This is a genomic window from Phycisphaerae bacterium (assembly GCA_018003015.1).
Taxonomy (GTDB): Bacteria; Planctomycetota; Phycisphaerae; order UBA1845; family PWPN01; genus JAGNEZ01.
The window spans coordinates 23918-46681 of record JAGNEZ010000003.1 but is presented as its reverse complement, the minus strand read 5'-3'; the positions used below and the strand labels follow the sequence as shown (position 1 = coordinate 46681).

The window sequence follows — 22764 nt, the reverse complement described above, 5'->3', positions numbered from 1 at the left end:
GGTCATTTCTCCTTGGCGGGCGCTGCGGGCTGGGTGGCGGCGCCGCCGCCGCGTTGCAGCCCCTGCATGTGCTCGTCGAAGGCGCCCGGGTAGACCGCGCCGGGTACCAGTTTACTGCCTTCCAGTTCGTCTTGCGACATGGGCTTGAGGTAGTCCGGCTGCGCGGCCACATGGGGTGTCAGGAAGATGAGCAGCTCGGTCTTGCTCTTCTTGTTTTCTCGGCGTTTGAAGGCTTCACCCAGCAGGGGGATGTCGCCGAGCAGCGGGATCTTGTTGATTGTCTCGGTCTGGCGGTCTTCCATGAGGCCGCCGATGACCACGGTCTGGCCGCTGCGGATTCCGACGCGAGTCTGGGCGGAGCGCTTGGCGAAGACCGGGGCGGAGACGGTCTCGGAGATGGGGACGGTGGTGCCGGTGAGGGCGGAGATCTCGGGGGCGACGTCGAGGATGACCAGCCCTTCGGGATTGATGTGCGGAATGACGTCGAGCAGGATGCCGATATCGCCGTATTCGATGGTGTTGATGGTCTGGCCGGTGTCGGTGAGGCGGGTATTGGTGATGAAGGGGACCTCCTGGCCCACGGTGATACTGGCGAGCTGGTTGTCGGAAGCGAGGATGTAGGGTCGGGAGAGGACGTCGAGCTTGCCGGCGGTCTCCAAGGCGTGGATCACGGCGGTGTAGTCGGTTTCGAGGATTTTGACGACCACGCCGGTGGTTTGGCTGCCGACGCCGAAGTTGTCCGCGTAGGTCTGTCCCAGGCCGTTTGCCCGGATGTTGAGCACGGAGAATTCGGCCCCGATGTCGAGGCTGTTGTCGTGAGTGACCTCCGCAATGAGGACCTTGATGAGGACCTGGGCGACGGCCCGGTCGAGTTCGGCGAGCACCAGTTTGACCTGCTCGTAGTTCTTCGGGTTGGTGCGAACGAGGAGCGAGTTAGTATCCGGATCCGCGATGACGGAAACCTGGTCGGCCAGGCGGGCGGCGGTGCCCATGGCTGCGGAAGAGAAGCCGCCGAAGCCGCCGAAACCGCCGCCGAAGCCGCTGCCGAACCGGCTGGTGCCGCCGAAGCTCGATCCGAAGCCGCTGGAGCCAAAGCCGCCGCCCGAGCCGAAACCACCGCTGGAGCCAAAGGAGCCGGACCGGCTGCTTCCGGTGGCGCTGCGGGTACCGCCGGTTCGGGTGTTGCGGTTAGTCATACCGGTCGAGCGGGTTCCGGAGAGGGCGCTTGTGGATGCTCGGCTGCCGGTGTAGGTGCCGTTGAACAGGCTGTTGACGACCGGTTCGATGTTGATGGCCACGGCGTTCTTGAGGCGGTAGACAAAGACGGTGTCGTCGGAAGCCGGATTGGCGTCGAGTTCCTTGACCACTTGGGCGACGATCTGGAGGGTATCGGTCGGACCGGTCACGACCAAGGTATTGGTACGGTCGTCGGAAGAGGCGGAGAGGCGGGCGGTTGAGCGTGTGCCGCCCTGGGAGGATCGGCTGCCACCCCCGCGGTCGCCGCCGAATCCGCCGCGTCCGCCGAATCCGCCGAATCCGCCGGGGCCGCCGCCGAATCCGCCGGGGCCGCCGCCGAACCCGCCGAATCCACCGAACCCGCCGGAGCCGCTGCGGCTCCCGCTCTGTCCCTGGCTGCCGAAGACTTCGTTGATCAGTCGGGCGGCGTTAGCGGCGCTGGCGTACTTGAGTTGGAAGACCTTGACTTCGCTGGTTCCTGCCAGGTGGGTATCCAGGGAGCTGATGATCTCGACGAGGCGTCGGATGTTGGCGGCGGTATCGGTGACGACGATGGTGTTGCTGGACGCGTTGGCGGTCACATCGGCGTCCGCGCTGATGAGGGGCTGGAGGTCCTGGCGGAGCTGGGCGGCATCGGCGTAGCTGACCGGGATGACCTGGGTGATGAGTTCATCGGTGGGCTCGATCTGTGCGGGATCGGAGCCGGTGCGGACTGGGATATTGGCCTTTTTGGCCTTTTCGCGTTGAACGATTTTGAGGATGCGGCCCTGCTGGATGGCGGCGTAGCCGGCGTTCTTCATGACCGTGTTGAGGAGGGAGATCGCGTCGGCCGGGCGTACGGCCTGTTTGCTGACCAGGGTGACTCGGCCTTCGAGGGTTGTCTCCTTGACGACGATGAAGCCGGCGATGGAGGAAAGCTCATCGAGGACGGAGGTGATGGAGGCGTCCACGAAGTTGAGCAGGAGCCCGCCTCCCGGCTGCACGATGATGTGCGGTCCGCTGTTGTTGCGGGAGGTGGGCGGAGGGGGAGGGGCGGTCGGCTGGGTGGCAGGCCGGGTGGCTGACGCGGGCTGGGAGGCAGCGCCGGCCTGACTGGCCGGGGCCGTCTGAGGGGTGGGTGCCGACCCGCCGGGTGAGGTGAGTGGTTCAGCGGCCTGACGGTCGGCGGCCACGGGGGTTTGGGCCTGTGAGACGTACCCGGTGAGTGCCGGCACGATTCCGCAGGCCAGTGACAGGACCACGATCAGACGGCGATTGCGACGCATGTTCGGCTCCTCTTGCGTGGTTCGCAGATCCATCGGCGGCGTGCCGGGCATGGCGAAGTGCACGCAACTGGGGTGATTCCTGGTTACTTCTTGTTCAGCTCCTGCATCCGGCGGAGCTTCATCTTCTCCTCGATGCTGAGATTCGGGTCGTTCGGGTTCGGCAGCGGGGCGGATGGCTGGCTCGCACTGCTTGATTCGGTGAGCGAGCCGCCTACGGTTGTGGGGCTGACCTGTACTCCGATCAGGTTGCGGCCGACGTCGATCCACGTCAATTGCCCCGCGTGTTCGTATTCGATGGCGTCGATTTCGATCTGGGAGATCATGCCTCGAGCGATGGGATCGCCGACCCGGAGCTTGAGGATCGAGCCGCTGTCGGTGTTCTCGAAGTAGGCGCGGAACTCTTCTTCCTCGAGGACGACGCCAGTGAGGACGAACATCTGCTCGGCCTGTCGTGGGGGGGGGAACGAAGGGGGGCGGGAGTTCGGCTCGCCGCGCCCGAAGGCTCGCCGCGACCGGTCGCGAAGGAAGATGTTTCGTTCGCTGATGACGCCGTACCGCTCGGAGAAGCTCTCTCGCCGCGCGGGCTGGGAATCGGGAGGCCGCTGGGCCGCCGCGACCACCGGCAGCAGAAGGGCGGCAAGCAGGACGGTTTTCAGCGGAAGCGTCATGGGTGCACCTCCTGGGAGCTGGGGACGGGGGTCGGTCGTTCTTTCTCGGTATCCGGGGTCAGGTAGATGGTGCTGATGCCGAGCTGCAGTGAGAGATCGTCGGTTCCTTCCTTGCGGGCGGTGATCTGCAGCTCGCCGATGCGGACAGGCACATCGGCGTCCTTGAGTCGTCCGAGGAATCGGCTGATCTGGGCCATGCCGCCGGTTCCGGTTGCACGGAAGGTGATCTTCCCGAACGCCATAGGCTTTTCCGTTCGCTCTGGTTTGACGGAGGACAGGCTCATGCCGGCGTCCTGGGCCCAATCTCGGATGCGGTTCAGCACCAGGCCTTCGGCCTCGGCAGCGTCCTTGCGGCGGAGGCCGTTGCTCTGCATCTGGGCCCAGTCCTGCGATTTGCGGCGGCTGTTCTTGAACAGTCGCCGGGCCTTCTCGAGTTGCTGTTCGCAGCTGTCGATCTGGACGTTGAGTTCGTTGTTCTTCGACACCAGCGGATTCAGGACGAACCGGTCGAGGCCGAGGATTCCCACCGCGGCCACGGTGGCGATGGCGATGTAGCGTTCTCGTTTGGAAAGTACCATAGGATCTATTCCATCCCCACGAAGGTGAATGCGATGGTGAACGACTGCTCTTTTGATCTTCCGCCGGCCACATTGACCTCGGTCATCTGAAGCGTGCGGACATCCATGAACCGGGGTGTTTTCTGCAGCCGATCGCAGAGCATGAGGATTGTCTTCTGGTCGGTCGCCTTGCCGGTCAGTTGGCCCTTGCCGTTTTCGCGCAGGGTGAAGTTGGTGACCCAGATGGGCTGGTCGTCGCGGAAGGCGAGGGTGATTTCGCGTAGACAATCGAGGATCGGGGGCCGGGCCCCGAAGTAGCCGTTGGCATAGCTGACATGGGCGAGCATCTGTTCGGCGGACTTGATGTCGGGAGCCATGGTATCGAGCTGGCTTCGCAGATGCTTGAGTTCATCCTGGCGCCGGTGGACATTCCAGTAGAGCGAGGCAATCGCGGTGACACCGACGGCGGCCAGAACGATGGCCCACACGAAGCGACGGTTGAAGGATCGGCGTCGTGGCGGCGCGAGCCGGGAGTGTTTGAGGTCCAGGGGCAGTGTTCGCCGCTGGACGCCGGTCAGGGCCAGGGCGAGAGCGGGGGCGAACAGGCCGGGGCCGCCGGTTTCGCCGCTCATGGCGGTGTCCCTCTCGGCCTGCACGCCGAGGAGGCGCAGTCCTTCGTCGGCCCGGACGGGCATGTCGAGTCGGTTCGAGAGTTCGGAGATCTGGCTCTGGGACAAGCCGATCCCGTCGCACAGGAGCATCTCGTCGGTTCGTCCGCCGTCACCTGTGGGGGCCAGGGCCATCGAGCGTCGCAATTCTGAGCTCAGCGGGGCCAGGGCGGGCGTGCTGTCGCCGTTCACCGTGGTCAGGGCAAAATGGCGGAGCAGGCGGGGGGTTTCGTTGTGTTGCAGCACCAGCTCGGCGTGCTGGCGACCGAGGACGAGCAAGGGCCGGTCCCGCTCGTGTTGCATGGCGGATGCCAGGGCCAGGGAGGTTGGCGTGACTGCGACCACGGAGACGCCGGCGGCGTCCATGAGCAGATCGATTCGCTGGAGCTGCTCGCGGAGGATACCGACGAGCATCACCTTGCCACCCTGGGAGGCATCGACGCGCCCGGTGTAGTCGAAGACCATCTCCCCGCTCTCGGAGACGGAGAGCCGCTCGGCCTGAAGCCTGAGCAAGGCGGCGAGCTGCTCTCCGCCGGTGGGGGGGATCTGCCGCTCGGTGGCGATCAGCCAGCGGGCGGGCACGCCGACGACGGCCCGGGAGGCGCGGAAGCGTTGCTGCCTGAGAAAGGCGGCCAGCAGCCGTCCCATGGCGTCGGCCTTGTCGAAGGATGCGTCGAGCGGCGGGGTGAACGTGGCGGTTCGACGGACGGTTCGGCGATCGCCACTGGCCGACACTTCGGCGCAGAGGATCGACCGATCGCCGAGAGCTAGACCGAGGAAGCCCGAGCTGTGCAGTTTCATCGTAGAGAGCCTCCGAGGGCCGAACCGGAGACGCCGGACCACATACCCAGGCCTTCGCCGGCACGAAGTGAAGCGAGGATTTCCGGTTCCATCAACCAGCCGCGATCGGTGATATCGCGGCGATAGACGATCTGGGGTGTCGTGCCGCTCGCATCGATCACGACGCGGACCTGTTTGAACGCCCGCCCGTTGCCGCTCACTGCGAGGACGTAAGCGGCATACTGGTAGCCTCGTCCGGTGATGCGGTTGCCCAGGCCGACGGCCTTCTGTCCGAGGGCGTCGGCGACCCAGGCAATGGACGTGGACTGGGTGGTGGTCAGGCTGCGGCGCTGGGATACCAGCTTGTCGACGTCGGAGGTGTCGAGGCCGTCGAGGGTCAGGAGGATCTCTCGAGGGGCGGTATTGACGTTGATCCGGCCGCGGGCGGAGCCGCCCGAAGTCACGCTATCGGTGATGAGGGCCAGTTCGTCGGCGGTCAGCTGGGCCTGGAAGTAGAGGTCGAAGATGTCCCGGAGTGGGCCGCTCCCGAGGGCGTTGGCCGCCTGGTCGCCGCGCGAGGAGCCCAGCTGGGTGCGGAGCAGATCGCGGAGCTGGCTTCGCTGATTGGGGTCGGTGAGGCTGATCTTCTGGCCGCCGCTTGATGACGTGCTGGGCTCGTTGCTGTAGATAGTCAGCAGATCGTAGATGCCGCGGCGCAGCCAGACATCGTCGAGCATGGACGAGCCGGACATGGAGAAGAGGGATGCCGAGCCCATGGGCAGGGGCTGGCCTTCGCCGTAGAGCAGTTCCCACAAGGTGCCGCGAACCAGCAAGAGTTCCTCGACACTCTCAAAGGGAGCGTTCTTACAGTAGTAGGGGTCGGCCAGGGACAGGTAGTATTCGTTTTCGGCTCCGCCCTGGGTGAGGTCGCTGTCCTCGTCGCGCCAATCGATGATGGCCGTGGCGACGTCGTCGGTCATGCACGGCAGCATCATGAGCTGGTCATAGGTTGCGGTATTGAGGTTGAGCTTGGCGGATTCATCGATCATGCCGAAGACGGGCATGAAGCTGTCGCCGTAGTCGGGACGGAGAATCCAGAAGTACCCGTCGCCGACGGGGACGGCCGCGAAGTAGTCCTCGGTCAGGCCGGACAAGTCGCTGCTCTCCTCGGTAAGGACTGCCAGGAGATACTGTTCGGCTCCGTGTTCGATCGCGGATGCCTGGAGGATAGCCGCGTGGTTGGCGGAGGCGATGATTTCGACGCGCATGGAGCGGCACAGGGCCAGGGTCACGCTGGCCAGGGTGAAGACCAGGACGATGGCCACGATGAGGACGCTGCCCCGGCGCTGGGTAGGTGGCCATCGGTGCTGGGCAGGGAGAGTCGTCATTGCAGTGACCCTCCGGTGGTGGCCTCGGCCGGCTTGGCGCAGGCCAGGGGTATGATCCGCATGGCACGGTTGGGGGTGATTTCGGTTGAAGGGGTGACTCCGTCCTCGAGCTCGATCTGGACCATGATCGCGGCTGGCAGGACGTCGCCGATGGCGGTCGAATCCCATTCTTCGAGCCAATTCGCCCCGTCGAAGTAGCGAAGCGAGAGGGAGCGGACCTCGCGGCAGAGGATCTCCTCCTCGGGGTCGACCGCGGTCCGAGCGAGGAGATTGCGGGTTACGTGGCGGACCAGGACTTGGGGGGTGACGTCGGTGCGCAAGCCGAGCTCGATGTGGTGGATTCCCTCGGGCATGAGTTCGTCGTCGTCGGAGCCGAGGGAGTAGAAATCAAGGTAATCGGCGTCGCCGGTGGCGCCCATCTGCCGCACGCCGAGGAACGGGCCGGAGAGGATACCGGTGGGTGGCAGGATGGACTCGAGGTCCCGGCAGATGAGTTCCATGGCGATGGTGGCTGCCCGCACCGGCTGGACTGCGGCCATGGCGCTGCGGCGGGCTTTCATGCAGACGCCCATGCTGGCGTACATGGAGAGGGCCATCATGGCCATCATGGCCAGGGCCACGGTGACCTCCAGCAGGGTGAAGCCTTGGGATGGTTCTTGCCGCCGCATCATGGTCGTGCTCCGCCGGAACCGCCGGTGCCGCTGGTACCCGTTGAGCCACTCGTGCCGGTTTCATCGGTTATGCCGGCCAGGCTGCCGGTGTCGAAGGTCAAGGTGGCCAGATCGAGGGTTCGTTCCTGGCCTCGCTCGGTCCAGGTCACGCGGAGGACGAGCTCGTCCATGCTGAAGTCGCGGGTGAAGTTCTGGCAGGACCAGCGGTACTGTGGCCACTCCAGGCCGAAATCGCCGCTGGTCTGAGCCAGGAGCCAGTCACCGGTGGTCACCAACTCGGTCAGCTTGGCTTCGCCGAGGGACGTCGCCTGGGCGAGATAGCGGGCATGCGATGCGGCCGCCAGGGCGACCGAGATTCCGCGCATGACCACGGGGAGGACAATGCCCACCAGCATGAGGGTGGCCAGGACCTCGGCGAGGGTGAAGGCCCAGCGATTCGTTGCCGGGAGTCTGCCGCGCCGGGTGTGGTTATGGCGGACGGCTCTCATGGCACTGCCCCTCCCAGAAGGATCTCGAAGCTTTCCGCCGGGGAGGCGCATTGGATGTCCACCATTTCGCCGAGTTCGGAGGTGATCCGCACCTGGGCCGGCTGGGTGCGTCCCGTCGGGTAGAAGGGGATGAAGCTCTCGGCGGATTCAGGGGTGGTGCGCAGCTCGATGCGATAGCCCTGAGGCAGTTCGAACGGGCGACCGAAGCCGGACTCGAGGGGGATGAACTCCTCGCCTTCCTGGACCCTGAGCTGGTAGGTGGCGGTTGCCGGATCGATGAACAGGCGGTGGGGCTTGCTGGTGGTGACCGCCTGGGTCCGGGCCAGGCGGGTGACGGCGACGAACGCGTCGACCTCGTCGTGGAGTCGCGACCCTTTGCTCCAGCCGCGCAGGGATGGAGCGGCCATGGCCAGGGTGATGCATACGATCATCATCACCAGGACCAGTTCGAGAAGGGTGAAGCCACGAGGGGGTCTGCGACGCGTCATGATCGATTCCCGTGCTGCTACCAGTTGGAGATATCGTTATCGCCGCCCTCGCGCCCGTCGGGTCCGGCCGAGCAGAGGTCGTAGCTGCCCTGGTTGTGGGCGCCGGGGTACCGGTACACATAGGGATTGCCCCACGGGTCGGTGGGCATTTGGCGTTTGATGTACGGGCCGCGCCAGTTCTGAACGCCCGCGGGAGGCTCGAGCAGCACGCGGAGCCCTTCCTCCGAGGTGGGGAACCGGCCGCAGTCCACCTCGAAGGCGTCGAGCGCCGTTTCCAGGTTGGCGATGTCGGTTCTGGCGGCGGTGACGCGGGCCTGTTCGGATCGGCCGGTGAACTTCGGGACGACGACCATGGCCAGGACCGCGAGGATCACCAGCACAAGCAGCAGTTCGACCAGGGTGAATGCCCTGGCCGCGTGCCGGCCGGCCGAATGCCTTGGTCCGTTCAGGTGATACGTTGTTCTCATGTGCAGTACCCTCAGAATCCCTTTGTCTCAATGGATCAAATCCTGCAGGCTGAAGATCGGCAGCAGCATGCCGACCACCACCGTGCCGATCAGCGAAGCCATGATGAACAGCAGAGCCGGTTCGGCCAGGGCCACCAGCATGCGCAGGTTGCGGTCCAGGTCGGTTTCATAGGCGATCGAGATGCGGACCAGTTCCTTGTCCATCCGCCCGGTTTCCTCGGCGACCGCGATCATCTCGATGACCGAGGGCGGGAACAGTTGGGGGGTGTTGGCCAGGCTGCGGCTCAGAGGTGCCCCGCGCTGCACTTCCTCGGTCGCCTGGGCGATGGCGTCGGACAGTGTCCGGTTGCCCAGGGCCTCCTTGGCGACCCGCAGTGAGGCGACGAGGGGGACGCCCGCGCCGGCCAGTGTACCCAGCATGCGGCAGAACCGCACCAGTGCAAACCGGGCGGCGACCTTGCCGACGAGTGGTGTTCCCAGCTTGACGCGTTCCAGGAAGCGCTGGCCCGCCTCACTGGCGGCCAGGCGTTTCATCGCCACGACGAACAGAACCACGCCGACGGCCACGACGAGGCCGTATTTCATGATCCAACTGCTGGCTCCGACGATGATCTGGGTGAGCATAGGCAGCTTGCCGCCGAACTCGCCGAAGATGCCCGAGAAGGTGGGGATGAAGTATGTCATCAGGAAGATGAGTACGCCGGTGGCCAGGGTGCCGAGCACGCAGGGATAGACCATGGCGGCCTTGACCTTGCCCTTGAGTTCCTGCTCGTGGGTGCGGAAATCGGCGATCTGCTGGAGGACGACATGGAGGAAGCCGCCCGCCTCTCCGGCCCGGATCATGGCGATGTACACGGAGGAGAAGGCGGCCGGCCATCGGGTCAGGGCGTCGGCCAAGGAAGCTCCGCTGACCACGTCGTCGTGGATTCGCGACCACACGTTCTTGGCGGCGGGGTGTGCGGCCTCGCGGCGTACCAGGTGCAGGGCTCGCGAGAGTGGCAGTCCGCCGGCGAGCAGGTTGGCCAGTTCGCGGGTGAAGGACTCGACCGCCGACTGGGGCACGCGGGTGGAGGTGGAGCGAGTCTCGGCGCGGGCGGCGGCCGCCTCGGACCGCTGTTCATCGATGCTGACAGGAGAGAGGCCCTTGCCCAAGAGCTGGTCGAGGGCGGCGGCCCGGCTGTCGGCCGGGAGGTTCCCCGACAGTCGCTGGCCCTTCCGGTCCAGCGCGGTGTAGGCGAAGACGGCCATTAGCCATGCCTCCCGCTTTCGGCGCCGGTGGTGAAGCCCATCATGGTTGCCTCTTCGTCCTTGGTGTTGCGGAGGACTTCATCGATGGTGGTGCGGCCTTCGGCGACGATGCGCCAGCCGTCGTCGCGGAGGCTGCGCATGCCCTGGTGCGTGGCGACTTTGCGGAGTTCGTGCGAAGGAGCGCGTTGCAGGATGAGTGAGCGGATGTCGTCACTGATGGCCATCATCTCGAAGATGCCCTGGCGGCCGCGGAAGCCTGTTCCCTGGCAGCGGCGGCATCCGGCGCCCTTGTAGAGTGTGCCGGAGATCAGGGTGCCGAATTGCATTCGGGCCTGGGCGGTCTCCTCGGGTGATACGGTCTGCTTGCACTGCTGGCAGATCACGCGGACGAGGCGCTGAGCGACCACGACCTCGAGCGAGGAAGCGACCAGATAGGGTTCGAGGCCCATGTCGACCAGACGGGTGGCGGCGCCCGGGGCGTCGTTGGTGTGCAGGGTGGAGAAGACCAGGTGGCCGGTCAGTGAGGCCTGTACGGCGATCTCGGCGGTTTCGAGGTCGCGGATTTCGCCCACGAGCACGACGTCCGGGTCGTGTCGCAGGATGGCTCGCAGGCCCGCGGCGAAGGTCAGGCCGGTCTTGATGGACACCTGGATCTGGTTCACGCCCCGGAGCTGATACTCGACGGGGTCTTCGACGGTGATGATTTTACGTTCGATGTCGTTGATCTTGGAGAGTGCGGCGTACAGGGTGGTGGTCTTACCCGATCCGGTCGGGCCGGTGACCAGGACGATGCCGTGGGGCATCTCCAGGATCTGATCGAAACGATTCCGGTCGGGCAGGGCCATGCCCAGGTGTTCGGTTCCCAGCATGGCGTCGCCCCGGTCCAAGATACGGAGTACGACTGCCTCGCCGTGGATCATGGGGATGATCGACACGCGCACATCGATTTCGCGTCCGGAGATTTTGAGCTTGATCCGGCCGTCCTGGGGCAGGCGTTTCTCGGCGATGTCGAGGTGGCTGAGGATCTTGATGCGCGACACGATGGCGGCGTGGAACCGGCGGACGGACTCGGGCACGTTGGATTCCTGGAGCACGCCGTCGATCCGGTAGCGGATGCGAAGTTGTTCCTCGAAGGGCTCGATGTGGACGTCGGTAGCCCGGGCATCAACGGCCTCGGTGAGGATCTGGTTGACGAACTTGATGATTGAGGAATCGAGGGCGGCGTTGGCGAGATCCAGGTCCTCGTCTTCCTCGGTATCGATGACCTGAAGGACGCTGTCCGCATCGGCGGTGAGGCTCTGGAGGGTATCGGCCCCGACGCCGAGGGTCTTTTTCAGGCAGCGGTCGATCTCGGCGGAGGGTGCCAGAGCCAGGGCCAGATCGTGCCCGCAGGCCAGGCGGAGTTCGTCGAGGGCGGTGGTGTCGCTGAGGCGGCTGGTTGCGACGAGGGTGACCCCATCGCGCTGCTCGATCGGCAGGATGCGGTGTCCGAGGAGGAGTCTGGCGGGGAAGCCCGCGAGGAATTCCTTGGGGGGTGGCCGGCGCTCGAGCTGTTCGGAATCGATATAGGGGATATCGAAGGCGTCAGCGAGGAAGTGGAGCAAGGCCTCCTCGCTGACGCCGTCCGCGGCGAGAACCGCTTCCTCGATCGGCGTCCCCTCGGCGACCAGGGCTTGAACGCGCCCGGCGGTCACCGGGTTGAGAAGCCCCTTTTCCTGCATGCTGGCGACGAGCTTGGACACCGATCATTCTCCTTTGTCAGCCGTCGGTCCGGAGAGAACGCGACAAGGCCGCTGAGGTTACTCGAGCATTCCCGACATGACCAGCATGGCTTCCTGCCGCTGGGTGACGACATCCTTGAGGGCCTTCTGTGCGGCCTGGAGCTCGGCTCGGGCTTTGTCGCGTGCTTCCCGGTACGCGGTCAGCTTCTTGCTGATCTCGTCCGCGGAGGCATCCTTGTTCTCCAGCAGCGTGCGCAGGTCGCGCTGGGTCTGGGCGACCTTGCTGAGCTGTTGATCCGAGGCGCCGGCCCCGCCGCGATCGCCGCCGCGGCCGCCGCGATCAGGACCGCCGAAGCCGCCGAAGCCGCTGCGGGTCTCGCGCTGGGCGGCCATGACCTTTTCAATCTTGGGGGCCAGGACCTTCCACTCGTCATCGGTGGAGCCCATTCGTTCCTTCATACTGTTCATCATGCGTTCCCGGAACTGGGCGGGATCGAAATTGCGCCCCCCCCGATCCTGTCCTCCGCGGTCTTCCCGCCGCCCGCCCTGATCCTGGGCCATGGCGAACGAGAGCATCGCCAGGGCGGCCACTCCGACGGCCAATAGTGAAATACGACGTACCATGAACAAGCTCCTTTCGTGAGCTCAGCGCGACGTTGTGTTTGTTGTTACTCCGAACGGCCCGATTCAGGTCGTGACGTCGCGCGGTCATCGTCCTGTGGTCGGCCGTGTTCCCGTCCTCGTCCCCCCTTGTCTCGATCGCCACGGGGACCCCGGTCCCACTCGCCCCGGCCGGTTGGACCGGGTGGATGGCGCTTGAGAAACATCTCGTATTGCTCGCGCTGTTCGGGCGTGAGAATGCTCTTGGTTCGCTCGACCGCCTGGTCGTAGGAGTTTCGCCACTCACGATCCAGGGCTGCGGTCTGCTCGGCGTAGTCCTTGAGGATCTGCTCGTGCTTAGCGGCGTCTTCGGGGCGGATCAGGGCGACAATGGCGTTATCGCGGGCCTGGCGATACTGTCTTCGCCGTTCCTCCTGCTCCCGGCCGCCGAACCGGGCGGCCTCCAGCCAGATTTGGCGCATCTGTTCCTGCTGGGTGGAGGTCAGGTTAAGTTCGGCCGCCCACCAACCCCGAGGCGGCCGCGAAGGTTGGGTCGATGCCGGCCAGGCAGTGGAAGGTGCGGGCCGCCGCTCCATGCCGACCATCAGGCCGGCGATGAACGCCACCAGAAAACCGATGACAACGGTGAGTCGGGTCATCGCGGTTCCTCCCCCGAGGCGGGAGCAGAGAGGTCGGCCACCATCCAGCGGGCGACCTCGACTGTCTCCGTTGCGGCGTCGTCGCTTGGCTGGATGGGGGGCATGACCGCGGCCAACTCCCACGTTCCGGTTCGGCTGGCGGCTTCCACTTGCCTATTCGGGTAGCCGGCGAGGGTGATCGCCAGGACCGCGGCGGCCGCCGCCGTCATCCAGCCCGCCAGTCGTCTGACGTCACGATCCTGAGCGGAGCGCGAGGCCAACTCCAATCTGTTGACCAGGCCGGGGGGGGGTTCCTCCAGGAAGCACGCGCGGAGCATACGGGATAGTCCTTGCAGATCCGCGAGGAGGTTGCGGCATTCCGAGCACTCGTGCAGATGGGCTTCCACGGCCAGCTTCTCGTCTGACGACGCTTCGCCGTCGTGGTAGGCATGGATGTGGACGGCCTTGTGGCAGCTCATGGGTTGCTCCTGTTCATAGGTCAAAGCACCCGCCGCGTCTTCCCCTTACGACCCATAGCCCTTGAATCGTGCTCTCAGTTGTTCCCGGGCTCGATGCAGCCGCGATTCCACCGTGCCGCGTGGCACGCGAAGCTCGGCCGCGATTTGCTCGTAGCTCATCCCCTCGAGTTCGCGGAGCACGATGACTTCCCGGTGCTCTGGCGACAGTGTTTCCAGCATGTGCGACAGGTCCATTCGCGCCTCGCTGCTGGAGGTGGTGGGCGATGCCGCCGGTTCCATCGAACTCTCCCCGTCGGTTTCGGTGTCGCGTTGCCGGGCTGAGAACCACGGCAAGATCAGTCGCCATTTGGATCGCTCCCTGGATCGCCGCATGGCCGCGGCTTGCCGCACCAGGATGCGAACCAGCCAGGTACGTACGGACGCTTCGCCTCGAAAAGTTGACCGGAGGGCTCCGATCCATGTTTCCTGCACCAGGTCTTCGGCATCGGCCGGATTTCGCGTGAGACCATGGGCGATACCGTACAGATAGCGTGCATGACGGCTGAGAAGCTCGCGGAACGCCGCTTGGTCGCCCTGGCCGGCGCTGCGCAGCAACTCCTGATCATTCGGCACCTTCCGAAGGTCGTCCGAAACGCATGGTGCCGTCATATCCAGAGTACTGTTGCGGGAGAGGGCCATTTTCTTCCGTGATTCTCTTCGGCAATCCGGCGCGCTTCGCACCAACGAGGGTGTAACGCCCGCCCGGGCGGTTTATTCGTCGGCGAGGGGGGATTCCCGTCTTCGCTGGGCACGGTCGCGGGTCGCTCTCCCCTGTTGAAGAGGGCAATTCACGCTGGGTGACACTCTGGGACCTGCCGGAGCGGAGCTGTTGACGAATACTGACAAATGCATGGCGGTCACACGTCTCGAGCCGCTGGCGCGGGCAGATACCCGTGGTCGCACCGATGACTGCTGGGATGCAGGGTGAAAGGCGTTCCTTGCGGGCAAGCGTTCGTCGGCGCCCGAGCAGCTCATGCGTCATCTGGAGGAGGCTCGCGGTAGTCGGCGGGCTAACGCTGGAGGCGGTCCGGTCAGTCACCACGTCGCTGGACGGCTTTCTGTCCGTCGGGAGCCGGCGTGAACATGTCGGGGGGTTTGAGGCCCAGTTCCTTGGCGGTTGCGATGCTGTATTCCAGGAGGCCCATCTGGGGGTAGCGTCCATTGGAGCCGAAGGTGAATTTCGCACCGGCTTCCTTGGCGATCCTGAGGAATCGGAGTCTGGGCAGTCTAAAGCTCGAACTGATCTCGATTGCGACCCGGTGCTTCACCGCGGCGTCGATGACCTTGGTGACACGGGCGTCGGTCCAAAGCCTGTCATAGTCGTTGGCCAGGGGTGCGGGCAGCCAGGACACATTGGCCAGGATGTCGATCGGCTGCCGGTTGATGATCTGGACGTTCCAATCGACAAGGCGGTCCATGAAGACCTGGTGGTTGCCCATGTCCACGCGCTCCTCGGCTTGCTTCTCCCACAGCTTGACTCGTTTACCGTCCTTGCCGGGGAAGGTCATGGCGTCGGTGAGCACGTAGTCGAGCAGTGCCAGCGTTTTGCGGGAGAAGCACTGAATCCAGTCGGTCCATTCGGTCTGAACCCCTTTGTAGAGGTCCTTGCCCTCGAGCCTGTTCACGTACGCCCGCAACTCGTCGTCGTTGCTCAGTACCACGGGATAGACGTTTTCCCTGGTGCCGGCATGCTCGACGATGCCGAACTTCACCTTCCGCTCGCGCGCGAGCGGGAGCACCTGGCCGATGGTGCTGTTGTCCAGATGAACGTGGAAATCGACCAGCGGGAAGCCGAGTTCCTTCGCGGCATTCGGCCTGCTGTCGGTGGCCAGGAGTTCACGATCGAGCAGCGAGGCGGCGCATGCGCCCAGTGATCCGCGGAGGAACGCGCGACGCGATTGTGAGCGGTCCATGGCCATGGGTATCCCCTGCCGTCACGGATGGGATCGGCCACCCGGCGCACACTTCGCACCGAGAAGGCTCCGCACGGCAGGAGTCATGGTACGACGGCCGATGGATGATGCAAGCGGCGTCAATGGCCTTCCGTTGCGGCGAACCGCCGGCGCGACTGCTGTTGACGGGCTCGGCCGTCCTGTGCGGGCTCAACCGGCGGGAAGGGCGGCGCGAGGGGGCTGGTGGAGGAAGCAGGAGGGCCGGGTCTCGTCGGGTGAGCCGCTGCATGCGAAGGCGGTCAGATCGGGTCGGCGGTGGGACGTCCGGTTCTGTCGCGTACGTAGAGGGCCGCGCCGATTCGGGATACCGGCTGGGTGCTCGGTGTCGCTGTTGAGGGGACGGTGGGGTGATGCGGATGGGAGACGGTTGGTTGCGAGGTCGTTGTTCGGGGGACGAGGGCCGATCCGGTTTCATGCCCGGCGGGTTGAGCGGCGAGGGCGGGTGTCGGGGTGGATGCCGGCCGTGGTCTTGGCGGCTCGAGTGTTGGCAGGGGTAGTCCGGTTGGGACCAGAGGCACATCCGGCCGGGACGGACACATTTTCCCGCTGACGAGGATGCAGGCTACGGCCACGGCACAGACAACAACGACGGCTGGAATACGTTCCAACATGGTCGGGACCCTTTCTTGGCGGGCCAGGTGGTTTGCTCTCGCAGCATATTTCTCGTCTCATGAATATTGACACCCGTTAACAATCGGCGTTAGGGGCGAACTGCCGCCGCGGTCGTGGTTCTATATTTTCTTTTCTGACAATAGGTTATGACTATTCGTGGAGGCAATTCGGTTCGGGTGGGATGTTTGTGCCGCTGAGACAGGCTCGGAGGAGCAGGCTGTCGGCGGCATCCACGTCGTCGTCTCCGTCCATCCTGGCGTCGCTGCAGTCCGGGTCTTGGGGAATGACGGTCGGTCCCTCGAGGCATCGCTGGAGGTGGGCGAAGTCGTCCAGATCGACGTCTCCGTCGTGATCGAAGTCGGCTTGGACGAGGAGGCGAGCGCGGAACGCGTAGGCGTTCGCCTGATGGGCGGCTGGGTAGGTGAGTGAATCGGACCGTCCCCGGTAGTAGTAGGTCTGGTCGGTGGCAAGTCCGGTCAAGGTTAGGGCGTGGTTGGTGCGGGGGTTTGGATCGGTCAGTGTGGATCCATAGGAGGTCGTGGTGCCATAGTCCACCGAGGAGGGGTATGCCTGGGGGGTTTCCCAGCAGATTCGAGCGGTGGTGTTGGTGATGGCTTCGGCTCGGAGGTTAGCCATCAGCCAGTTCGTGGCGAAGATTCGGAAGACGGACTGGCCGGATGCCTCGGTTGTGGTGATGAGGCTTCCGTCGCAGTAGCCGTAGCAGATGGCCTCGCCCTGGAGAGTCTCGGGCAGAAGCTCGCTGAGCAGGCTGTAGGTTTCCGGTGTTTGCTGGAAGATGGCGTCGAAGGGTTGGCTGGGCGGCAGGACAAACTCGTAGGCGAAGGCGTAGGTACGGATGATGAGCCGCCCGCCGTCGGCATGGATGTCGCCGCCCGTGACCATCGTGGTGAAGATGCTGGACACCTTGGGTGTCAGGTCGGCCAGGTACTGGAGGACATGGTTTTTGGAGCTATTCCAGGCGATGGATGCGGCCGGCAGCTTGAAGACCAGGGCGATGTCGCGTTTGTCCGTGGTTCGCTTGGTGACGATGTAGATATCTCCGGTGGTGGGATGCACCATGAGGCATTCGGCGTCGTAGCGATCGGTGTCCGTTTCGGCGGGGAGTGAGGGGGCAGCGGAACTCGGATACTCGAAGCGCAGCGAGTCGAAGGCACAGGTCATGGTGATGGGCGAGCCGGCCGGGTCGATGGTCGGCTCGGTGAAACGGTGGATTTGCTTTTCGCTTCGTTCACAGGGTGGGTTGTCGCCGCCATCGAAGATGTAGATGGTTCCGTCGGGTCCGCTGGCGATGTCTTCCCAGTCGTGATTACTGGCTCTGGTCAGTTCGACGCGTCCGAGGTGTTTGGCGATGCGGGCGGCCTTATCTTCGGGAGCGAGGCGGAATGCCCAGACCAGGGGTTGTGCCGACCCGGCGTCGTTGTGAGTCCAGTAGACGCAGGGATTCGTGCGGCTGGCGACCACTCCACTGGATTCAGGGGCAAAGAGTGTCTCCGAGTTCGCGACGAAGGCGTGGTCGCCGTAGAGGAGGGTGGTCCATTCACCTCGGGCCGGTGTGCACCCGGGTGCGAGCACCATGGTCATGATGATGACCCACGTTCGAGTCACGTTCCACACTCCACGCCGTTGGATGGACAGCCTGCCAGGGGTCCATCGCGACTCTGTCGTTGACGTCGCCATTATACCCGGAAGGCCTCTCGGGGAGGTTCGACGGCAGGTGAAACAGCCGGGCCCGCCGGGCCGATTGTCCGATACGCTTACAGGCACTACTATACTCGACTTTGGCGACCGGCCATTGGAGTGTGCATGCGATCCGAGTTCCTCGACTTGCTGAGCCAGCGTGTGGTCTTCCTTGACGGGGCCATGGGTACGAGCGTGCATGGGTACGATCTGCCGCTGTCCGATTATCGGAACCACGAGAACTGTACCGAGATCCTCTGTCAGACCCGGCCGGACGTTGTTGGTGAGATTCACCGCCGTTTTCTGGAGGTTGGATGCGACGCCGTCGAGACGAACAGTTTCGGCAGTAACAGGATCGTGCTGGCCGAGTTTGGTCTGGCGGACCGGACCCGGGAGCTGAATCGTCTGGCAGCCGAGATTGCCCGGGACGCATGCCGGCGTTGTGGTACATCCGGTCATCCCCGTTTCGCGATCGGTTCGATGGGTCCGGGCACGAAGCTGGTTTCGCTCCGGCAGACCACGTTTGACATTCTCCAGGACAGCTACGCCGAGCAGATCCGCGGCCTGATGGAGGGTGGCGTGGACGCGTTGTTGTTCGAGACCAGCCAGGACATCCTTCAGGTCAAAGCCGGTCTGGCCGCCGCCGAGCAGGTATTCGGGGAGTGCGGGCGGCGGGTGCCGATCATGGTCCAGATCACGATCGAGACGACTGGCACCATGCTGGTGGGCACCGACATCGCCGCGGCGGTGACCACGCTCGAGGCTTATCCTCAGATCGAGGTCATCGGCCTGAACTGCGCCACGGGTCCGCAGGAGATGAGCGAGCACATACGCTATCTGAGCGAATACTGCACGCGGAAGCTGAGTGTGGTGCCCAACGCCGGTCTGCCCCAGGTGGTCGGCGGCAAGCCGGTGTATCCGCTGACCCCGGAGGAGCTGGCCCGCTGGCTTAAGGAGTTTGTCGAGGCCGATGGGGTGAACCTGGTTGGCGGTTGCTGCGGTACGACGCCCGAGCATCTGGCCGCGGTCGTGAAGGCCATCGGTCATCGGCCTCCGGTCAAGCGTGAGCCGCGTTTCGAGCCTGGTGCATCCAGCCTGTATCAATCGATTGCCTTCCGGCAAGACAACAGCTTCCTGATCGTGGGCGAGCGGACCAATGCCAACGGGTCCAAGAAGTTCCGTGAGCTTCTCGCGGCGGAGGACATCGAAGGCATGGTCCAGATGGCCCGCGACCAGGTCAGGAGCGGCTGCCACATGATCGACGTGTGCGCCGCCTACGTCGGCCGGGACGAGAACGCGGACATGAGCCGGCTGATCAGCCGTTTCGCCACCGAGGTCCAGGTTCCTCTGATGATCGACTCGACGGAGACGGCGGTGATCGAGACCGCCCTGAAGCTAGCCGGCGGCAAGTGCGTGGTGAACAGCATCAACCTCGAGGATGGTGAGCATCGCTGTGCCCAGGTTCTGCCGCTGTGCCGCAAGTATGGGGCTGCGGTGGTGGCCTTGACGATCGACGAGGAGGGCATGGCCAAGACCTGCGAGCGGAAGGTGGCCATCGCCCGCCGGCTGTATGACCTGGCGGTCAGCAAGTACGGCATGAGGCCGAGCGACATTCTCTTCGATCCGCTGACTTTCACCATCTGCACGGGCAACGACGACGACCGCCGGCTGGGCCTGGAGACGCTCGAGGCTATTCGCCGGATCAAGCGGGAGATGCCCGAGTGCCACATTCTCCTGGGGGTCAGCAACATCAGCTTCGGGGTCAAGCCTGCGGTCCGGCACGTGCTCAACAGCGTGTTTCTGCATTACGCTCGCGAGGCCGGGCTGGACGCGGCCATCGTTCACGCCGCCGGGATCGAGCCGCTCTTCAAGATCGACGAGGCGTTTCGGGAGATCGCCCGGAAGCTGATTTTTGACGAGCGCGCTCCTGGCTACGATCCGCTGGCCGATCTGATCAGCCGCCTGACCGGTGAGCGAGCGGAGGAGCAGGAAGCCGTCGCTCGCCCGACCACGGTCGAGGAGCGGCTGAAGCAGAGAGTGATTGACGGTGACCGCAAGGGGCTGGAAACCGATCTTGACGAGGCCCGGGCGACGCACCAGCCGCTCGAGATCATCAACGAGATTCTTCTGCCGGGCATGAAGGTCGTCGGCGACCTGTTTGGCTCCGGGCAGATGCAGTTGCCCTTCGTGCTCCAGTCGGCGGAAACGATGAAGGCCGCGGTCGCCCATCTCGAGCCGCACATGGACCGGACGGGCGAAACCGGCAAGGGTTCGATTGTCCTGGCCACGGTCAAGGGTGACGTTCACGACATCGGCAAGAACCTGGTGGACATTCTCCTGACCAACAACGGTTACACCGTGTACAACCTGGGCATCAAGCAGCCCATTGATGCGATCGTGCACGCCTGGCAGGAGAAGCGGGCCGACGTCATCGGCATGTCCGGTCTGCTGGTCAAGAGCACCGTGGTCATGCGAGACAACCTGCTGGTGCTCAACGAGCGCGGGGTGGCCCCGCCGGTCATCCTTGGCGGCGCCGCGTTGACTCGCAAGTACGTGGAGCAGGATCTGCGGCCGCTCTACAAGGGGCCGCTCTTCTACGCCCGGGATGCGTTCGCCGGGATGGACCTCATGGCCAAGATCTGCGGGGGCAGGCTGCCCGAGCTGATGGCCGGTGTCCGGTTGGTGGATACGGCCGAGATGTCCGAAGCCGATGTGGAGGCGGTGCACCTTCGTGCTGTGGCCGTTGGCGGGGTCACTTCGGCGTTGGAGACGTTGATCGAAGTGCCCGCCAGGAGTGGGGTTTCCGCGAGCGTACCGATTCCGAAGCCGCCGTTCTGGGGCCGGCGGGTGATCGAGAAGGTTCCGCTCAAGGCGGTCTTGGCTTACCTGAACGAGGTCATGCTCTTCCAGGTGCAGTGGGACTACCGCAGAAAGGGCCGCTCGCAGGATGAGTTTGACCGCTACATTGACGCCGAGGTTCGGCCGATCTACCGCGACCTGGTGGCCCGGTGCGAGCAGGAGGCGATTCTCGAGCCCAAGGCGATCTACGGTTACTGGCCCTGCCAGAGCGAGGGCAACGGTCTTCGGGTCTATGATCCCGAGGACCGGGAACGGCTCATTGCCCGTTTCGATTTCCCCCGCCAGAAAAGAGCGCCGTTCTGGTGCCTCTCCGACTTCTGGCGACCCAAGTCCAGCGGCGAGTTCGACGTGGTCGCTCTATCGATCGTCACCGCCGGCCGACGGGCCGGCGAGGTCGCTCGGCAGTGGTTTTCCGAGGACCGTTACCGCGATTACCTTCACCTGCACGGCCTGAGTGTCGAGACCGCCGAGGCCCTGGCCGAGTACATCCACAAGCAGGTTCGCATGGAGTTGGGCATCGCCGGGCGGGATGCTCGCGAGGTTCGCCGGATCTTCCAGCAGGGCTACCAGGGCAGCCGTTTCAGTTTTGGCTATCCCGCCTGCCCCAGCCTCGAAGACCAGGCCCATCTCTGGCCATTGCTGGGGCCGAAGGATATCGGAATCACCCTCAGCGAGGAGTTTCAGCTGGATCCGGAGCAGTCCACCTCGGCTGTTATTGCCCACCATCCGGAAGCGAGGTACTTCAAGGCCTGATCTGTTCCGGGCCCACTCGGTCGGCGTGGGCTTGGGGAGCTGCCGGGTTGGGATGCTGTGTGACTGTAAAACCCTGCGGCGCGCAGGCTGACGCATGTTCATAATCTGCTTGACTTCTTCCGCCAAGGGGGGTAAAAACAGGGGTGATTGGGTGGAGTTGTCTCGGAATCGGGTCGTGGCTTGTCGTGGAGCATCGCCCCGGCAAACGCGGGTTCGGGTCCCCTCCCGGACAGCCCCTTGGCTCGTCGCACGGTTGCGCGCTGGGCGGTAGAGAGAGGAGGAGCATTTCCCCCATGAAGCCATCCCTGATTTGTACGAAGATGATGGTGGTCGCGGTACTCGGGATGTGGGTTCCGGCCGGACCGGCACTGGCCACCAACATCACCTGGGACTTCCAAAGGGTGTCTTCGCAGGCACCCTCACCGCCGATGGTCAGCCTGGGCATGCGCACGGGAGACACCTGGCCCACGGTGTTCTACAATCGAGCGGGGTTCACGGCCGCATCGCTCACCCCGGTCGGATGGTCAGAAACCGCTCTGGGCACCAGTGCCGACAACCTCGTGAGGGCGGCGAGAGCGCGCGACGGGAGTGACGGACGTGTCGGCATCGCTTGGCTCAACGGCGGTCGCGAAGTGCTGTTCGCTCAGTCATCACGATACGGCTGGCAGGCGTCGAAGGTTGGCACCGCGGTGACTTCGAGTTCTGTGAGCGGACCGGATTTCGCGTACACGTCCGACGATCGGCCGGTGGTCACGTATACAGGCTTGTCGGGCAACAAGGCCGGGCTGGTGGTTTCGGCTTACGACGGCCTGGGCTGGAACACGGACCTGGTCGACAAGGTGACGGTGAGTCAGACGGTCCGAATCGGGGGAGATCTTCCGACCATTGCCGTCGACAGTCAGGATCGCATCGGCCTGGGCTTCCGCTCCAATTCCGAAGTGATCTTTGCCACGAAGGACCTCGCCCAGGGGTCGTGGTACGGTACGAGTCTTGGGAGCACGTTCCCGTCGTCGTCGAGCATGATGCTCTCGCTGGGTTACGGTGCCAACGACCACGTCGCGATGGCGATCAAATCGAACAATCTACTCTGGGTCAGCCACTTTGACATCCAGTCGGGGGCCTGGGTGACGGAACAACTGTCGGTGGCGGTTGCCAGCCAGGCTGTGAATCTGGCCTTTGACAGCCAGGGGCATCCGGCGGTGGCCTTCTCTGGCAGTGACGATGTGATTCACTACATGGTCAACCGTGGTGACGGCTGGACGGATGTCGTACTTCCGCTGGGGACCGATCCGACCAGTGGGCTGGTGGTGAATCCAGTCGTGGGAACCGACGCCGCCTTGGCGTTTGACCGCTTCGACAATCCGGTCATCGCGTACGTGGGGTCGGCCGGGCTCATCCTGGCCTACGACCCCGTGGTGACTCCTGAGCCTGCGTCCCTGCTGATGGGGCTTTTCGGCCTGGTCGTGCTTTGTGCTCGCCGGAGGTAATC

The 22764-nt window shown here is 64.6% G+C and carries 18 protein-coding genes and 1 pseudogene; 2 read left to right on the top strand and 17 right to left on the bottom strand.

Annotated elements, in window-relative coordinates:
* Nucleotides 1-2: 2 nt before the first annotated feature.
* The 17 genes and pseudogenes from gspD to KA354_01960 form a co-directional block, all read right to left on the bottom strand.
* The gene (gene gspD / locus KA354_02040) at nt 3-2501 is read right to left on the bottom strand and encodes a type II secretion system secretin GspD (GenBank protein MBP7933404.1); all 2499 of its coding nucleotides are present in this window, start codon (nt 2499-2501) and stop codon (nt 3-5) included.
* Nucleotides 2502-2584: 83 nt separating this feature from the next.
* A complete protein-coding gene (locus KA354_02035) occupies nt 2585-3169 on the bottom strand; it encodes a hypothetical protein (GenBank protein ID MBP7933403.1) in 585 nt (194 codons plus the stop codon).
* Nucleotides 3166-3747: a hypothetical protein gene (locus KA354_02030; GenBank protein MBP7933402.1), complete on the bottom strand. Its 582-nt coding sequence runs from the start codon at nt 3745-3747 to the stop codon at nt 3166-3168. The genes KA354_02035 and KA354_02030 overlap by 4 nt, the downstream gene beginning before the upstream one ends.
* A 5-nt stretch (nt 3748-3752) precedes the next feature.
* Nucleotides 3753-5195, bottom strand: coding sequence for a hypothetical protein (locus tag KA354_02025; GenBank protein ID MBP7933401.1), 1443 nt, complete (start codon nt 5193-5195; stop codon nt 3753-3755).
* Complete coding sequence (locus KA354_02020) at nt 5192-6562, bottom strand: general secretion pathway protein GspK (GenBank protein ID MBP7933400.1); 1371 nt, start codon at nt 6560-6562, stop codon at nt 5192-5194. Before KA354_02020 ends, KA354_02025 begins: the two co-directional genes overlap by 4 nt.
* Nucleotides 6559-7233: a prepilin-type N-terminal cleavage/methylation domain-containing protein gene (locus tag KA354_02015; GenBank protein MBP7933399.1), complete on the bottom strand. Its 675-nt coding sequence runs from the start codon at nt 7231-7233 to the stop codon at nt 6559-6561. Before KA354_02015 ends, KA354_02020 begins: the two co-directional genes overlap by 4 nt.
* A complete protein-coding gene (locus KA354_02010; GenBank protein MBP7933398.1) occupies nt 7230-7721 on the bottom strand; it encodes a hypothetical protein in 492 nt (163 codons plus the stop codon). Before KA354_02010 ends, KA354_02015 begins: the two co-directional genes overlap by 4 nt.
* Nucleotides 7718-8209 (bottom strand): prepilin-type N-terminal cleavage/methylation domain-containing protein, encoded by a 492-nt coding sequence (locus KA354_02005; GenBank protein MBP7933397.1) that lies wholly within the window; start codon nt 8207-8209, stop codon nt 7718-7720. The genes KA354_02010 and KA354_02005 overlap by 4 nt, the downstream gene beginning before the upstream one ends.
* A 17-nt stretch (nt 8210-8226) precedes the next feature.
* Complete coding sequence (gspG, locus tag KA354_02000; GenBank protein ID MBP7933396.1) at nt 8227-8676, bottom strand: type II secretion system major pseudopilin GspG; 450 nt, start codon at nt 8674-8676, stop codon at nt 8227-8229.
* Nucleotides 8677-8703: 27 nt separating this feature from the next.
* Nucleotides 8704-9924, bottom strand: a complete 1221-nt coding sequence (locus KA354_01995) for a type II secretion system F family protein (GenBank protein ID MBP7933395.1) — start codon at nt 9922-9924, stop codon at nt 8704-8706.
* Nucleotides 9924-11666: a type II/IV secretion system protein gene (locus KA354_01990; protein ID MBP7933394.1), complete on the bottom strand. Its 1743-nt coding sequence runs from the start codon at nt 11664-11666 to the stop codon at nt 9924-9926. The genes KA354_01995 and KA354_01990 overlap by 1 nt, the downstream gene beginning before the upstream one ends.
* 282 nt (nt 11667-11948) lie before the next feature.
* A pseudogene (locus KA354_01985) lies at nt 11949-12038 on the bottom strand (RNA-binding protein).
* 275 nt (nt 12039-12313) lie between these two features.
* Nucleotides 12314-12904, bottom strand: coding sequence for a Spy/CpxP family protein refolding chaperone (locus tag KA354_01980; GenBank protein ID MBP7933393.1), 591 nt, complete (start codon nt 12902-12904; stop codon nt 12314-12316).
* The gene (locus KA354_01975) at nt 12901-13362 is read right to left on the bottom strand and encodes a zf-HC2 domain-containing protein (protein ID MBP7933392.1); all 462 of its coding nucleotides are present in this window, start codon (nt 13360-13362) and stop codon (nt 12901-12903) included. Before KA354_01975 ends, KA354_01980 begins: the two co-directional genes overlap by 4 nt.
* A gap of 45 nt (nt 13363-13407) precedes the next feature.
* Nucleotides 13408-13974, bottom strand: coding sequence for a sigma-70 family RNA polymerase sigma factor (locus KA354_01970; GenBank protein ID MBP7933391.1), 567 nt, complete (start codon nt 13972-13974; stop codon nt 13408-13410).
* Between the two features lie 458 nt (nt 13975-14432).
* A complete protein-coding gene (locus KA354_01965; GenBank protein MBP7933390.1) occupies nt 14433-15314 on the bottom strand; it encodes a hypothetical protein in 882 nt (293 codons plus the stop codon).
* A gap of 801 nt (nt 15315-16115) precedes the next feature.
* Complete coding sequence (locus KA354_01960) at nt 16116-17591, bottom strand: hypothetical protein (protein ID MBP7933389.1); 1476 nt, start codon at nt 17589-17591, stop codon at nt 16116-16118.
* Nucleotides 17592-17789: 198 nt separating this feature from the next.
* Between KA354_01960 and metH the strand changes: the two genes are divergently transcribed.
* Both metH and KA354_01950 read left to right on the top strand, forming a co-directional pair.
* The gene (gene metH, locus KA354_01955; protein ID MBP7933388.1) at nt 17790-21275 is read left to right on the top strand and encodes a methionine synthase; all 3486 of its coding nucleotides are present in this window, start codon (nt 17790-17792) and stop codon (nt 21273-21275) included.
* A gap of 293 nt (nt 21276-21568) precedes the next feature.
* Nucleotides 21569-22762, top strand: a complete 1194-nt coding sequence (locus KA354_01950; GenBank protein ID MBP7933387.1) for a hypothetical protein — start codon at nt 21569-21571, stop codon at nt 22760-22762.
* Nucleotides 22763-22764: the final 2 nt, after the last annotated feature.